This is a genomic window from Nonomuraea sp. NPDC052129 (assembly GCF_040680095.1).
GTDB lineage: Bacteria > Actinomycetota > Actinomycetes > Streptosporangiales > Streptosporangiaceae > Nonomuraea.
Genome location: NZ_JBFAVX010000046.1, coordinates 11,759 through 26,688, shown reverse-complemented (window position 1 = coordinate 26,688; position 14,930 = coordinate 11,759). Strand labels below are relative to the sequence as shown.

Below are 14,930 nucleotides of genomic sequence, written 5' to 3'. Positions count from 1 at the left end.
ATGGGTTTCGTGCGGATATCCATCCTGGGGACACTGGAAGTGACCGGCGCGGAGCCGATCGCGGTCGGCGGGTTCCGGTTACGGGCGCTCCTGGCCATCCTCGCCCTCGAAGCCGGGCGGACCGTCACCTCCGAGCGGCTCATCGACATGCTCTGGCCGCAGGAGCCGCCGGGCAACGCCGCCAACGCGCTGCAGACGCTGGTCAGGCGGCTGCGCGTGGCGCTCAGGCCGTACGAGATCGTGGAGAGCCGGGCGGGTGGCTACGCGCTGGCCGTCGACGCCGACCAGGTCGACGCGCTGCGCTTTCGCCGCCTGACCGGCCTCGCGAAGCTCGATCTGACCGGTCTGGCGCAGCTCGATGAGGCGCTCGCGCTCTGGCGTGGGCCCGCGCTCGCCGGTCTCGGCGCCGTGCCGCACCTGGCCAACGTGGCCGCCGGGCTGGAGGAGGATCGGCTGGCCGCGATCGAGGCCCGCGCCGAGGCGCGGCTGGCGGCCGGGCTGCCGGCCGACTTGGCCGCCGAGGTGGCCGCGCACCCCCTCCGTGAGCGGCTGTGCGCGCTGGAGATGCGCGGGCTGGCCGCCGCCGGGCGGCAGGCCGACGCGCTGGCCCTGTTCGAGCGCATCCGCCGGACGCTCGCCGACGAGCTCGGCGTCGACCCGGGGCCCGAGCTGCGCGCCGCCCACCTGGCGGTCGTGTCGGGCGAGGTTCCCGTACGGCAGGACCCTCCCAAGGGCCTGACCAAGGGCAACGTCCGGGTCCCCCTGACCACGTTCATCGGCCGCGAGGACGAGCTGGACCTGCTGACCACCGTCCTCGGTCACGCCCGGATGGTCACGATCGTCGGCCCGGGCGGCGCGGGCAAGACCAGGCTGGCCGCCGAGGCGGCCCTGCGCATGGGCACGCGGTTCGACGGCGCGTGGATGGTCGAGCTGGCCTCCGTCGCCGACCCCGCGGCCCTGCCCGGCGCGGTGCTCGACGCCCTCGGCCTGCGCGACGACCGGCCCGGCTACTCGCATCACTCGCCGGAGGCGACCGGTTATTCGCGCCAAGGGCCGGACACGCCGGGCGCGTGGGCGGACGGGCGACCGGGAGGGGACGGGGGACCAGGAGGGGGCGGCCGGTTTGGCGGGGGCGGGCCGCTCCGGCAGGTGGTCGAGGCCCTGGGCGAGCGCCGGGTGCTGATCGTGCTGGACAACTGCGAGCACCTCGTCGACGCCGCCGCGCGCCTGGCCGATGACCTGCTGGCCGGCTGCCCCGGCCTGCACGTGCTGGCCACCAGCCGGGAGCCGCTCGGCGTGCCGGGGGAGCGGCTGGTGCCCATCCCGCCGCTGGAGCCGCCCCCGCCCGGCGTGGACGCGACCCGAGCGGCCGAATACCCGTCGGTACGCCTGCTGCTCGACCGCGCCACGGCGGCCCGGCCCGCGTTCGCCCTCGACGCGGGGAACGTCGCGGCCGTGGTGGCCCTGTGCCGCCGGCTGGACGGCATGCCGCTGGCCATCGAGCTGGCCGCGGCCCGGCTGCGGACGATGACCCCGCGGCAGCTCGCCGACCGCATCGACGATCGCTTCCGGCTGCTGACGGGCGGCAGCCGTACGGCGCTGCCCCGCCAGCAGACGCTCAGAGCGGTGGTGGAGTGGAGCTGGGACCTGCTCGACGAGCCCGAACGCGAGCTGGCCCGCGGGTTCGCGGTCTTCGCGGGCGGCGCCACGCTCGAATCCGTCGAGGCGGTGTGCGGTGGTACCGCCCACGTGCTGGGCGCGCTGGCCGACAAGTCGCTGGTCCAGGTGTCGCCGGAGGGCCGCTATTCGATGCTGGAGACGATCCGCGCGTACGCCGCCGACCGGCTGGCCGAGACCGGGGAGATGGCGGCGTACCGGCGGCGCCATGCCGTACACCTGCTCGATCTCGCCGAACGGGCGGTTCCCCAGCTGCGGACCGGCGCGCAGATCGAGTGGATCGAGCGGCTTTCGGCCGAGCGAGACGACTGCTCGGTGGCGCTGCGCTGGGCGCTCGACGAGCGCGACGTGGAGATCGCGCTGCGGCTCTGCGCGGCACTCAACTGGTATTGGTGGATGTGCGGCTACCGGCACGAGAGCGCGAACTGGGCGGGGCAGGCGCTCGACCTGGCGGGCGACACCCCGCCCCCGGGCCTGGTGAGGGCGTACGTGGCCTGTCTGTTCGCGGATGGGGTGAGTAAGTTCGCGTCGATCGTCAGTGATCGGGCGGCCATGCGGGACCTGTCCGTGCGGATGAACGAGCTGATCACGGCGGCGGAGCGGGAAGGGCCCGTCCACCCGCTGCTGCTGATCAGCCGGGCCGTCATGGCGAGCGCGGCCGGGCAGGATGAGAAGGCCGCCGCGCTGCTCGATCGCCTCGCCGAGAGCGACGACCTCTGGCTGGCCAGCTCGGCCAGGATGCTCGGCGGGCCGCACGCGTCCGAAGAGCGGCTCGAGCAGGCGGTGGCCGGGTTCAGGAAGCTGGGCGAACGGTGGGGGCTGAGCGAGGCGCTGCTGAATCTGGCCGCGCTGCGCGCCGCGCGCGGGGAGCCCACGGAAGATCTGATCGCCGAGACCCAGTCGCTCACCAGCGAATGGGTGAGCTCGGAGGAGACGATCTCGACGCTGACCCGGTTGGCGACGCTCCGCGCGCAGAGCGGCGACCTTGACGGCGCCGCCGCCGACCTGGCCAAGGCCCGACGCGGAGTCACGGCGGACCGGATCACCAGCCGGGCCGCCGACCAGATCACTGGCCGAGCCGCCACCGGAGCCGCTGACGGAACCACCGATCGGGCCGACGACGGAGTTGCCGGCCGGGCCGGTGCCCGGCTCGGCTTGGATGCGGAGATCTCGGCGTTCACCCTTATCCAGCTCGGCCTGGGGGAGGCCACGCTGGCCTACCGGCTCGGCGATGTCGAGCAGAGCCTGGCCACCTACCGCGACCTGTTCCCGCTGCTGGCCGAGGCGCCGGCGATTCCGCAGCTCGCGGTGGCGGTGCACACCGGCTACGGCAGGGCGCTGACGGTCGGTGGCGACCCCGCGGCCGGGCTCGAACAGCACCGCCTGGCGCTCGGCCTGCTGGGTGCCACGCCGGATCTGCCGTACCTGTCGATCGTGCTGGCCGGGTGCGCGCTGGCCGAGCTGTCGGGCGGTGACCCGGCACGCGCGGCCGTCCTGTTCGGCGCGTCGGCCGCCGTCGAGCCGCCCGACGCGTCGGCCGACACCGTCGCGGGGACGGCGTCGGCCAGGGCCGCGCTCGGCGACGCGCGCTACGACGACCTGTACGGCAAGGGCGCCGCCATGACCAGGCAGGAGGTCTACGAGATGATCGGCAGCATCACGTAGGAGGGGTCGAGGACCGTGGTCGTGCCCTTCTCGGGGTTCCTGGCGAACCTGGGGAAGTTCGATCCCGCCACGTCGATCCTGATCCGGTGTCCGGGGCGGAAGAGGTTCGAGATCGCGCCCAGCTCGACCCTGACCTCGCGCACCTCGCCGGGAGCCAGGTCCGTCACCCGAGTGATGGCGTCGGTCAGCAGCTCGGCCCGGCCGCCGGGGTGCACGTCGATCAGCTTGACGGCGACGTCCGCGCTGGTCGCGGTGGACGACACGAGCACGATCAGCTCGACGTCCCCGGTCACCTCCAGCGCGGCGTCGAGCGGTTCGCTCTGGTGACGCAGCACGTCACCGCGCTCGTCGAGCGGGCGCTGGTCGAGCGGCCCGAAGGCGTCGAACGTCATCACCGCCCCGCCCACCGTGGGGACCGGGTCGTCGGGGTCGCTGACGAACTCGCCGCCCCCGCCGCCCGCCGGGATGGTGCTGAGCGTGCCGTCCGGGCCCAGGTGGTACGCCACGCGCCGGGCGGCGGGTGGCGGCCAGTCGGACGCGGTGCGCCACTCGTCGGCGCCCATCAGGAAGTACGTCACCGTGGCCCGGTCGGCCGGCGACTCCCCGCGCAGCCACTGGCCGAACCACTCCAGGTGCAGGCCGGTCCAGTCGATCGCGTCCTGGCTCGCTCCTGCCCCGTAGTCCCGCCCGCAGACGTCGCCGTCCTGCGTGAAGTGCGCCCACGGGCCCACGACGAGCCGGGATCCGCCGCGCAGGTGCTGGTAGTGGCCGACGGAGGCGTCGCGGAAGTAGTCGTACCAGCCGGTACCCACCAGAGCCGGCACCTCGATCTCGGCGTAGCGGACGGCGCCGTCCCGCCACGGCTCCGCCGCCGGGTCGGGATGGTCCATCCAGCCGGCGTAGAAGGGTACGAGGTCGGTCAGGAGCGGCTGGTCGCTCAGCGGCAGGCGCTCGGCCAGCCGCAGCATGGTCTCGGGGAAGCGATCGGGGAAGCCCAGCGCCGCCAGATAGGCGTCCCTGTCGGCGGCGAGCGCCGTACCCCGGTTGATCCGGCGCTGCAGTTCGTCGAGCGCGAGCACGGCCGCGCTGACGGTCAGGACCACGTTGAGGTTGGGCACGCCCGAGTGGTAGACCACCTCGTGCAGTGACGCGGGCGCCACGTGCGGCGCGATGGCCCGCAGGCCCGCCGGGCGTTCCTGGGCGGCCAGGAGCTGGGTGATGCCCAGGTAGGAGTCGCCGAACATGCCGACGTTCCCGTCCGACCAGGGCTGCGTGGCCGCCCACCGCACCGCGTCGTAGCCGTCGGCGGCCTCGCCGGCGATGAAGTGAGCTCGCCGTCCGAGTCGCCGGTCCCACGCACGTCCTGGACGGCGACCGCGTATCCGGCGGCCACCAGCCGGGCCAGGTCCAGGTGCATTCCGGGCCCCGGATCCGTCCTACCGTACGGCGTGCGGGACAGCAGCACCGGGAAGGGGCCGGGCCCGGCGGGCCGCCAGAGCGTGGCGACGAGGGTGACGCCGTCGCGGGTGGTCATGGTCTCCGTGGTCTTGATCATGGGACCTTCCTGTCGCAGGCCCTCAGCACTGATGCTCATGTCGCTCAGCGTGTCTGAACGCCCTGGTAGAGGGCTGGCATTAACCTGTCGCTTAGCTGTCAGGCTCTGGAGCCGGCAGGAAACGGGCCCACCGGACGGGCCGGAAAGTTGGGCCTTTCCCAACCACCGCAACGTCCTCACCCTCGGTTCAGGCGCGTGTCAACGACATCCCATGCGCCCGAGGAGGACTAGGTGAAACGCCGTTTTGTCATCCTGCTCGCCGTCCTCGGCCTGGTCTGCCTGACCGGCATGACCGGAGCCGGGGCCGCCGCCGAGCCGCCACCGAACCGGCAGTATCGCGTGGAGGGGCCGGCGAACGCCCAGCAACGCAGCGCCGTCGCCGCGACCGGCGCCGCGATCGACGAGGTGGCCACGGAGTCGGTCCTGATCACCGCCACGACGGCCGAGGTGGACGCGATCAGGCGCCTCGGTTACCGGGTCTCGGAGGTGTCGCGCCCGTTATCGCCGTCCGGCGGCGTCGGGACCTTTGACTTCCCGCCGGCGGACTCCGGCTACCACAACTACGCCGAGGCGAACGCCGACATCAACGCGCTCGTCGCCGCTCATCCCAACCTCGCGACGGTCTCCACGTACGGCACGTCGTACGAGGGCAGAGCCATGCGCGTCATCAAGATCAGCGACAACGTCGCGACCGACGAGGCCGAGCCGGAGGTGCTCTTCACCGCGCACCAGCACGCCCGCGAGCACCTCACGGTGGAGATGGCGCTCTACCTGGCGCACCTGCTGGTGGACAACTACGGCACCGATACCCGGATCACGAACCTGGTGAACTCCCGGGAGATCTGGATCATGCCGGACCTGAACCCGGACGGCGGCGAGTACGACATCGCCAGCGGCTCCTACCGTTCCTGGCGCAAGAACCGCCAGCCGAACAGCGGCTCGTCGGCCGTCGGGACCGACCTGAACCGTAACTGGGCCTACAACTTCGGCTGCTGCGGCGGCTCCTCCGGCAGCACCTCCAGCGAGACCTACCGCGGCGCGTCGGCCGAGTCGGCACCCGAGGTCAAGGCCGTGGCCAACTTCGTACGTGGCCGCGTCGTCGGCGGCGTCCAGCAGATCAAGTCGAACATCGACTTCCACACCTACGCCGAACTCGTCCTGTGGCCCTACGGCTTCACCTTCAACGACACGGCCCCGGGCCTGACCCAGGACGACCACGACGCGTTCGCGGCGCTCGGCCGGAACATGGCCTCCACCAACAACTACACCCCGGAGCAGGCCAGCGACCTCTACATCACCGACGGGACGATCGACGACTGGCTGTGGGGCGCGTACAAGATCTTCAGCTTCACCTTCGAGATGTACCCCGTCAGCTCCAGCCCGGGCTTCTACCCGCCGGACGAGCAGATCGTCCCGCAGACCACCCGGAACAGGGAGGCGGTGCTCCGCTTCCTCGAGTACTCCGACTGCGTCTACCGGATCATCGGCAAGGAGTCCCAGTACTGCGGCACCGGCACCCCGCCCGTGACCGTCTACTCCGACACCTTCGAGACGGGTACCGGCTGGACCGTCAACGCGAGCGCCACGGACACGGCCACTCTCGGTGCGTGGGAGCGCGGCGTCCCAGAGGCGACCACCTCCTCCGGCGCCAAGCAGCTCGCCACCACGGTCAGCGGCACCAACGACCTGGTGACGGGCCGCCTCGCGGGCACCTCCGCGGGTGACTTCGACGTCGACGGCGGCATCACCTCGATCCAGTCGCCGCCCATCACGCTGCCCGCCACCGGCATGCTCAGCCTCTCGCTGTCGTGGTACCTGGCGCACGGCTCGAACGCCTCCAGCGCCGACTACTTCCGGGTCAGGGTGGTCGGCGACACCACGACGACCGTCTTCCAACAGGCCGGCGCGGCGGCCAACCGCAACGGGGCCTGGGCCACGGCCACGGCCAGTCTGAGCGCGTACGCGGGGCAGACGGTCCGCATCCTCATAGACGCCGCCGACGCTTCCGGCGCGTCCCTGGTCGAAGCGGGCGTCGACGACGTCCGCATCACCCAGCAGAACTGATCGTTCAACGGTCGGTCATCACGGCGGAGCACCGAGTCCAGGTGCTCCGCCGTTGCTGTGCCTTTCGGACCTCATCTTTGGGTCTTGTAAGACCCCGGTGTCAAGGCTACGATCGCGGCAACTCTTAGGAAACTTTCCTAAAAGAAATCATGAATCAGGAAGCCATGTCCCGGTCTCCGCCGCCCTCCTCCACTCTGAGCCAGAGTGTTCCGGGCCGTCGAAGCGACCCTCCGGCGTAGGCGCTGACTGGCCGAGCAAAGCGAACCCTCCTGCTGCCACCCCCCAGCGGCCCGCCCCACCACGCGGGCCCATGCCGTACGGCTCGCGCTCTCACCCCCCGGCGCGAGCCGTACGGCACGCCACAAGGACATGACCCGTCACAGCCGCACCACCAGGGAATGCCATGAGATTTCGCCGCATGTTCCTCGCCTTACTCGCCGCCCTGGCCATGATGGGGGCCGGGCTCGCCACCGTCTCGACCAGCGCCTATGGGGCCGTGGCCCTCGCCTACCCCGCGTGGACGGCATGGACCGCCTACAGCGTGGGCACCCGCGTCACCTACAACGGCGTCGACTACGAGTGCATCCAGGCCCACACCTCCCAGCCCGACTGGACGCCGGACGCCGTGCCCGCCCTGTGGAAGACCGTCTCCGGCGGCGGCGGCGACACCACCGCCCCCTCGGTGCCGGGCAACCTCCGCTCGACCGGCACGACCTCCAGCAGCGTCTCGCTGGCCTGGAACGCCTCCACCGACAACGTCGGCGTCACCGGCTACAACGTCTACCGGGGCTCGACGCTGGTGACGACGGCCACCGGCACCACCTACACCGACGGCGGGCTCGCGGCCTCCACCAGCTACACCTACACGGTCCGCGCCCGTGACGCCGCCGGGAACCTCTCCGCGGCCAGCAACTCCGTGACCGCCACCACCTCGGCCGGCACCGGTGCCCCCGGCCAGCCGGGCTCGCCGAGCGTCAGCGGGTCCACGAACAGCTCCCTCTCCCTGTCGTGGGGTGCGTCGTCGGGCACGGTCACCGGCTATCGCGTGTACGAGGGCAGCACGGTCAAGGCCACCGTCACCGGGACATCGGCCACCATCGGCTCCCTGGGCACCTGCACCTCGCACACCTTCACCGTCAGGGCGTACAACTCGGTAGGCGAGTCGGCCTCCAGCGCCGCGGTCACCGGGACCACCACCGGCTGCACCGGCGGCGGCAGCAAGCTGCCCGGCGCCCCCTACCTCTACATGGGCTGGGGCGACCCGCCCGCGCCCGCCACGGTGATGAGCGCGACCGGCGTCAAGTCGTTCACGATGGCGTTCATCCTGTCCAGCGGTGGCTGCAACGCGGCCTGGGACGGCAGCCGTCCGCTGACCGGCGGCGCCGACGCGCAGGCGATCTCGGCCATCAAGTCGGCCGGCGGCAGCGTGCAGGTCTCCTTCGGCGGCTGGTCGGGCAACAAGCTCGGCCCGAACTGCTCCTCGCCCTCGGCGTTCGCCGGCGCGGTGCAGACGGTCATCAACGCCGTCGGTCCCGCGGCCGTCGACTTCGACATCGAGAACACCGACGAGTTCGAGAGCGAGGCGGTCCAGGACCGCATCCTGAACGGCCTCAAGATCGTCAAGCAGAACAACCCCAACGTCAAGGTCGTCGTCACCTTCGGCACCTCGACCACCGGCCCCACCTACTGGGGCACCCGCCTGATCAACCGCTCGAAGGAGCTCGCGGTCCCGATCGACAACTACACGATCATGCCGTTCGACTTCGGCGGCGGCTCGAACATGTACCAGAGCACGGTCAACGCCTCCGAAGGGCTGAAGAACACCCTCAAGACTGCCTTCGGCTGGTCGGACGCCCAGGCGTACGCGCACATGGGCATCTCGGGCATGAACGGTCTGTCGGACCAGCAGGAGCTCACCTCCACGGCCACCTGGACGCAGATCCGTGACTACGCCAGGAACAACGGCCTGACCAGGCTCGCGTACTGGGCCGTCAATCGCGACCGGCCGTGCCCGGGCGGCGGGGTCGTGTCCAACTGCAGTGGGATCGCCCAGTCGAACTGGGACTTCACCAGGATCACCGCCGGCTTCTGAACCGGGACCGGCCCACCCCACCCGTCGCACCGGCGTCCCGCCGCCGGTGCGGCGGGTGGCCCACGGGCGCGCGGCGGCACTTTCACGCAAACCCGGGCTTCACGAAGACCCGAGTTTCACGAAGCCGAGTTTCACGAAGCCGAGTTTCACGAAGACGAGTTTCACGAAGACGAGAACGTGAAGACCCGAGAACATGAGGGATCTCCATGAACCTGCGAGGACTCGCGGCGACGGCCGCCATCGCCCTGGGCCTCATAGCCCTCCAAGCCACACCCGCCTCAGCCGCCAACATCCTGACGAACCCCGGCTTCGAGTCCGCCCTGACCGGCTGGACCTGCCAGGCTTCCGCCGCCGCCCAGGCGGTGTCGCAGCCCGTTCACGGCGGTACGAAGGCCCTGCAGGCCACCCCGGCGGGCAATGACTACGCCAGATGCCAGCAGACCGTGACGGTCCAGCCCAACACGACCTACCAGCTGTCGGCGTGGGTCCAGGGCAACTACATCTTCCTGGGAGCGACGGGCACCGGGATCGACGTCAGCACCTGGGGTGCCCCGGGCGGTCAATGGCAGCAGCTGAAAACGTCGTTCACCACCGGCGCGGGTGTGACGAGCGTGATCGTCTACGTCAACGGATGGTACGGCCAGGGCGCCTACTACGCCGATGACGTCGTGCTCGACGGACCGGGCGGCGCCCCGGACACCCAGGCGCCGACTGTGCCGGGAAGCCCGGCGGTCGGTGGCGCCACCAACTCCAGCCTGACCGTGACGTGGTCCGCCTCCACCGACAACTCCGGCAGCGTCGCCCGTTACGAGGTGTCCAGGGACAACGCGTCCCCCACGGCGGTCACCGGCACCTCCTACACGGCCACCGGGCTCAGCGCCGCCACGACCTACGGGTTCCGCGTCAGGGCGTGTGACGCCGCCGGTAACTGCTCGGCGTACACGGCGTCCGTCAGCGGGAAGACGACCAACGACACCACGCCGCCGACCGGCGACATCCGCTACGCGCCCTACATCGACATCACCATGAACACCCCGTCCCTGGCCGGCGCCGCCGCCGCGACGGGGGTGAAGAACTACACGCTGGCCTTCGTGCTCGGCGACAGCACGGGCTGCAACCCGGCCTGGGGCGGGGTCATCCCGCTCACCGATTCCAGGATCATCAACGACGTCAAGGCGCTCCAGGCCCAGGGCGGCCAGGTGGTCGTCGCCAGCGGCGGCGCCCAGGGCCCCTACCTGGAGCACAACTGCGGCACCACCGCCACCTTGCTCGCCGCCTACAAGAAGGTGCTCGACGCGGTCGGCACGAACCAGCTGGACGTCGACGTCGAGGCGTCGATCGATGTGAACAAGGTCAACAGCGCGCTGAAGCAGTTGCAGTCCGAACGCGGCACCGTCGTGAGGTACACGCTGCGCGTGCAGGCACAGGACTACGGCCTCGACCCGTTCTCAGTGCAGATCCTCCAGGACGCCGCCGCCAAGGGGCTGAACGTGATCGTCAACCCGATGGTCATGGACTTCGGCTACACCGGCAACTGGGGCGACGCGATGGTCTCAGCCGCCCAGGCGACGCTCGGCCAGATGAAGGGCGTGTGGCCGTCGAAGACCGACGCCCAGATCAAGCGGATGCTCGGCGTCACACCGATGATCGGCAAGAACGACACGGGCCAGACCACCACTCAGGCCGACGCCCGCAAGCTGCGCGACTGGGCCAACACCAACCACATCGGCTTCGTCGGCTTCTGGTCGGTGGGCCGCGACAACGGCGGCTGCCCCAACGGCAGCGTCTCGCCGACGTGCAGCGGGATCTCCCAGTCGGCGTACGAGTTCACCGGCATCTTCAAGGGCTTCACCGGATGAGCGCCTTCACAAGGTTCGCCGGATGAGCGCCGGCTAACGCACCAGTTGGCTAACGCACCAACTGGGTCGGCTTCACGGGCAGGCCCTGCCCCGGCGGACGATACGTCGGCAGGGCCTCCCCGTACTCGTGCATCCACGCGTGATCGACCAGCAACCGCATCCGCCCTCCGGCGGCGACCGCCGCCGGATCCGGCGCGGCGGGCTCCATGTGATCGACGGTCAGCTTGGCCACCGCGTCCGCCACCAGGTAGGCGTCGGGCGGCGCGAGGTCGCACCGGTCGTCGGGCCCGATGAGCAGCTCCACCTCAGGCGGAAGCGGATAGATCGGGCGCGGGATCGCCAGCACGCGCGGCGACGGCGCCATCGGCAACCCGTCACGCACCGCTTCGAGCAGCATCGACCGCGACGACCGCCGGTCGAACAGCCCCTCGGCCAGCGGCCAGCTCAGCGCACCCACGTCCGTGCCGTCCTCGCCGCACGCGTGCAGGCACAGGTACGGCACGAGCGGAATGGCCGACCCCGCCCCGGCCTGCGCCCAGCCTCCACCACAGCCGGTCAGTACGAGCAGCGCCAGCATCGCCCGGTAGGCGGTGTCGGCGTGGTTCGTCTCCAGCCGCCCGGGCACGATCATGCACCGCCCGCCGGTCCGCTCCGCCGTCGCCCCCAGCTCCCGCGCGATCTTCAGCGTGCGCGCGGCGGCGACCCCCGTGTACGCCTCCTGCCAGGCGGGCGTGTACGGCTCACCGCGATCGCCATATCCGTCCGGCCAGCAACCCGGCAACCCGTCCCGCGCCACTCCGTACACCGCCAGCAGCAGGTCGAACACCGTCGTCACCGGCTCGTCGCCGTCCCTGACCACCGGCACCCCGCGGCGCAGCAGCCCCGGCCCGTCGTCGAAGCGCGGCAGCAGCACCTCCACCGAGTCGCCGCCGTACACGCTCAGTCCTTCGGCGGGCCGCCCGGTCAGCCCGCCGGCCACGAAGGCGCCGCCGTGTTCGCGCAGCCGCACCAGCAACGGCAGGTCCGTGCGCTCCATCGCGTGCCCGGCGAACGCCGCCCGCTCCAGGAAGAACTCCTTGAGCAGCACATGTCCCATGGCCATGGCCAGCGCGCCGTCGGTGCCCGGCCGGACGACCAGGGTCTCGTCCGACAGGCGCGTCGGATGCGGCCCGATCGCCACGACCTTCTGGCCCTTGTAGCGCCCGGCGATCACCAGGGGCATGTCGGGCGTGCGGACGAGCCTGTTGTTCTCTCCCCACAGCAGTACATACGCCGCCTGCGGCCAGTCCTCCGGCGACGTGCCGGGGAATCCCTGGCCGAGCAGCTGGTCCGGCACGCTGGACTGCTCGGTCAGCACCGCGCCGCCCAGGCCGCCGATCAGCCCGGCGAGCGGCGAGGTGGACAGCGCGGCCACCCGGTCCGCGCCGTGCTCGGTGGCCGTGTGCACGATCGCCGCGGCGGTCAGCTCGGCCGCCGTCCCGTCGTCCAGCGGAACCCGCCTTCCACCCCTGGCCTGCTGGTAGACCTGCGAATTTCCTGTGAGTTTCGCCCACGCCGCGACCGGGTCACGCAGCCCGTCTTTCACCTCGAAGTAGAGCCTGACCAGAGCCTGGTTGACCTGCGATCCCCCCATGAGAAAAGTTCAGCACAGAGGGTCATGTTCTATCGCGTTACGACCCGCCATGTCAGAGTTAAGAATCGGAACCCTCGGTGGAAGTACTCAGAGGAGTACGGCAGGCTAGAAGCCGCCATGGATTACGCAGTTCTCACGGGGACGATCCTCGTCGCAGGTGTTTTGTTCGCTCTCATCGCCCAATGGCGTGACTGGCGACCCCCTCTCCTTGTCTCCGTGCTGGTCGGCGTGGCTGTACGCGTGGTGCTGATGTTCACCGCGGCCCACGACTCCTGGCAGCCCGTCGACTTCATGGAGAGCTTCCAGCCGGCGGGTCAGGCGGTGCTGAACGGACAGGACCCGGTCCTGGCCAGCGAGGGCGGCTGGCACTTCCTGCCGACCATCCCCTATGTCTACGGGATCCTGCTGTGGCTGGGCATCCCGTGGGTCTACGCCGGGCGCCTGGTCACCGTGGTCGCCGACATCGTGCTGATCCCGCTGGTCGCCAAGCTGGCCGGCGGCCCCAAGGCGTCGCTGCGCGCTCTGCAGTACGCGCTCAACCCGCTCGCCCTGCTCGTCGCCTGCATCCATGGCCAGGTCGAGCCGGTGGCGCTGGTCTTCGGCGTGGCCGCCTTCGTGGTGGCGCGCGGCCCCGGCTCGCCCGACCGGGCCGGCGTCACGACTCAGGTGGTCGCCAAGGTACGCCGAGGCGTCGCAGCCTACGGCTGGCGGGCTTCGCTGCCCCGCATCATCGGCCCCGGCGGCATGCTCCACCGCGCCCTCATGCCCGGCCCGATGGACCGCGCCGATCTGAGGCGCGGCGCGCTGGCCGGCCTGCTGATGGGCCTGGCGCTGTGCGCGAAGAGCTGGCCGATCTGGCTGATCCCCGGCATGCTGCTGCTCCTGCCCAACCTGCGGGCCAGGATCGCCGCGCTGTTCATGACCGGCGCGCTGCCGGTGTTCTTCCTGGTCACACTGCCGATCTTCGCCGGCACGTCGCTCAAGCAGATCCCCGCGGTCATCGAGACCATTCAGGACATCCGGCCGATCATCGGAGAGTGGGGCTGGACGCCGCACTTCACCGGCGGCGACTGGGCGCTGATCCCCGGCCTGGCCAAGATCGGCACCTACCTGATCTACATCTGTGTCGTCCTCGCGGTGCTGCTCTGGCGGCGGGCCGACCCGATCGACATGACCACGGCCATCCTGCTGATCTTCATGGTCGTCACGCCGCGGTTGGGCGCCCAATACCTCCTGTGGTTCATGCCGTTCCTGATCGCCAGGCCCACGAGGTTCGCCTGGCCGGCGATCATCGGTGTCTCGTTGTGGTCGGCGTACGGCTATCTGTACATGACCCAGTTCGACGACAACGCCTGGTGGCTGCTGCACCGCGACTGGTCGAGAGCCTCGATCGTGCTGCTGCCGATCCTGCTCATGGCGATGCCCTGGGGCCGCCGGTCCCCGGCGGCCCAGGTGCTCGCCCCGCCCGTCGGGCCGGCGGAGAAGGCCACGGTCACGTCAGCGGCATAGCCGCTCCCACAACGTGATCCACTGGTCGGGGTGGACGTGGCCCACCACCGTGTCGCGGGCGATGCCCGCCGCGGCGATGGCGGCGTCGACTCCCTCATAGCGGTGTCCGAGCGAGGCGCGCACCGAGCCGCCGACTCCGCCGAACCCCACCTCCACCAGCTCTTGGTAGCCGCGCCGCGCCTCGACCAGCGGCGTGGGCCGCCGCTCGATCCGCAGGATCGCCGAGTCGACCGACGGGACCGGCCGGAAGCTATCCCTGCCGATCCGGTCGCCCAGCCGCCAGTGGAACCACGGCCACGACTCCACCGTCACCAGGCTCCAGCGGCCGAAGTCGCCCGAGCGCTTGCGGGCGTACTCCCGCTGGGTGAGCAGCGTCGCCGAGGTGAGCCCCGGCGCCCGCAGGCACCAGCCGACGATCCGCGAGGTGACGGAGTAGGGGATGTTGCCGACGACCGCGAACGGCCCGCGCGGCGCCCGCGCGGTCGTGAAGTCGGCCCTGATCACGTCGATCCGGGGATCGTCGCGGGTGCCCGCGGCGAGCCGGCCGGCCAGCCGCGGGTCGATCTCGTAGCCGATCACCTGAGCTCCGGCCTCGGCCAGCGCCCGGGTCAGTACGCCCTCGCCCGAGCCGGGTTCGAGCACCAGCCCGTCGGGGGCGGCCGCCTTGACCACCAGCTCGACGGCATGCCGGTCGACCAGGAAATTCTGCGACAAGGCGCGCCTGGCCCGGTCTCTGGGCGTGCGACCGCCGCTGTTCCTGGTGTTCTTCTGGGTGTGTGAATAGTTTCCGTGCGCGAAGTTCTGCGCCACAGCCGCCCTCTCGGGTCTTCGAGATGTATGGGTCTCTCGAAGGGCCCGGGGCGCGCCGGCGGACGC

General features: G+C 71.0%; 8 protein-coding genes. 5 read left to right on the top strand and 3 right to left on the bottom strand.

The genetic code is table 11. The annotated features are described in order from the left end of the window. Positions 1 to 9 precede the first annotated feature (9 nt). Entirely contained in the window at positions 10 to 3,342 is a 3,333-nt protein-coding gene (locus AB0L53_RS53455) for a BTAD domain-containing putative transcriptional regulator (RefSeq protein WP_364012920.1), read from the top strand. Here AB0L53_RS53455 and AB0L53_RS53450 read toward each other — a convergent pair. Further along, entirely contained in the window at positions 3,315 to 4,664 is a 1,350-nt protein-coding gene (locus tag AB0L53_RS53450) for a CocE/NonD family hydrolase (protein WP_364013078.1), read from the bottom strand. The genes AB0L53_RS53455 and AB0L53_RS53450 overlap by 28 nt on opposite strands. 464 nt (positions 4,665 to 5,128) lie before the next feature. Between AB0L53_RS53450 and AB0L53_RS53445 the strand changes: the two genes are divergently transcribed. The 3 genes from AB0L53_RS53445 to AB0L53_RS53435 all read left to right on the top strand — a co-directional run bounded on the left by AB0L53_RS53445 (position 5,129) and on the right by AB0L53_RS53435 (position 10,912). Further along, entirely contained in the window at positions 5,129 to 6,961 is a 1,833-nt protein-coding gene (locus tag AB0L53_RS53445) for a M14 family zinc carboxypeptidase (RefSeq protein WP_364012917.1), read from the top strand. Positions 6,962 to 7,364: 403 nt separating this feature from the next. Further along, complete coding sequence (locus tag AB0L53_RS53440; protein WP_364012914.1) at positions 7,365 to 9,053, top strand: carbohydrate-binding protein; 1,689 nt, start codon at positions 7,365 to 7,367, stop codon at positions 9,051 to 9,053. 206 nt (positions 9,054 to 9,259) lie between these two features. Next, complete coding sequence (locus tag AB0L53_RS53435; RefSeq protein WP_364012911.1) at positions 9,260 to 10,912, top strand: carbohydrate binding domain-containing protein; 1,653 nt, start codon at positions 9,260 to 9,262, stop codon at positions 10,910 to 10,912. Positions 10,913 to 10,961: 49 nt separating this feature from the next. Here AB0L53_RS53435 and AB0L53_RS53430 read toward each other — a convergent pair whose 3' ends face one another. Further along, positions 10,962 to 12,545, bottom strand: coding sequence for a molybdopterin-dependent oxidoreductase (locus AB0L53_RS53430; protein WP_364012908.1), 1,584 nt, complete (start codon positions 12,543 to 12,545; stop codon positions 10,962 to 10,964). Positions 12,546 to 12,662: 117 nt separating this feature from the next. Between AB0L53_RS53430 and AB0L53_RS53425 the strand changes: the two genes are divergently transcribed. Next, positions 12,663 to 14,054, top strand: a complete 1,392-nt coding sequence (locus tag AB0L53_RS53425) for a hypothetical protein (RefSeq protein WP_364012905.1) — start codon at positions 12,663 to 12,665, stop codon at positions 14,052 to 14,054. Here AB0L53_RS53425 and erm read toward each other — a convergent pair. After that, positions 14,043 to 14,864, bottom strand: a complete 822-nt coding sequence (gene erm / locus AB0L53_RS53420) for an ErmE/ErmH/ErmO/ErmR family 23S rRNA (adenine(2058)-N(6))-methyltransferase (RefSeq protein ID WP_364012902.1) — start codon at positions 14,862 to 14,864, stop codon at positions 14,043 to 14,045. The two genes, AB0L53_RS53425 and erm, sit on opposite strands and share 12 nt — an antisense overlap. Positions 14,865 to 14,930 lie beyond the last annotated feature (66 nt).

Coding starts and splice junctions, on each gene's coding strand:
- AB0L53_RS53440 (WP_364012914.1), top strand. CDS start 7,365: ATGAGATTTCGCCGCATGTTCCTCGCCTTACTCGCCGCCCTGGCCATG.
- AB0L53_RS53435 (WP_364012911.1), top strand. CDS start 9,260: ATGAACCTGCGAGGACTCGCGGCGACGGCCGCCATCGCCCTGGGCCTC.
- AB0L53_RS53430 (WP_364012908.1), bottom strand. CDS start 12,545: ATGGGGGGATCGCAGGTCAACCAGGCTCTGGTCAGGCTCTACTTCGAG.
- AB0L53_RS53425 (WP_364012905.1), top strand. CDS start 12,663: ATGGATTACGCAGTTCTCACGGGGACGATCCTCGTCGCAGGTGTTTTG.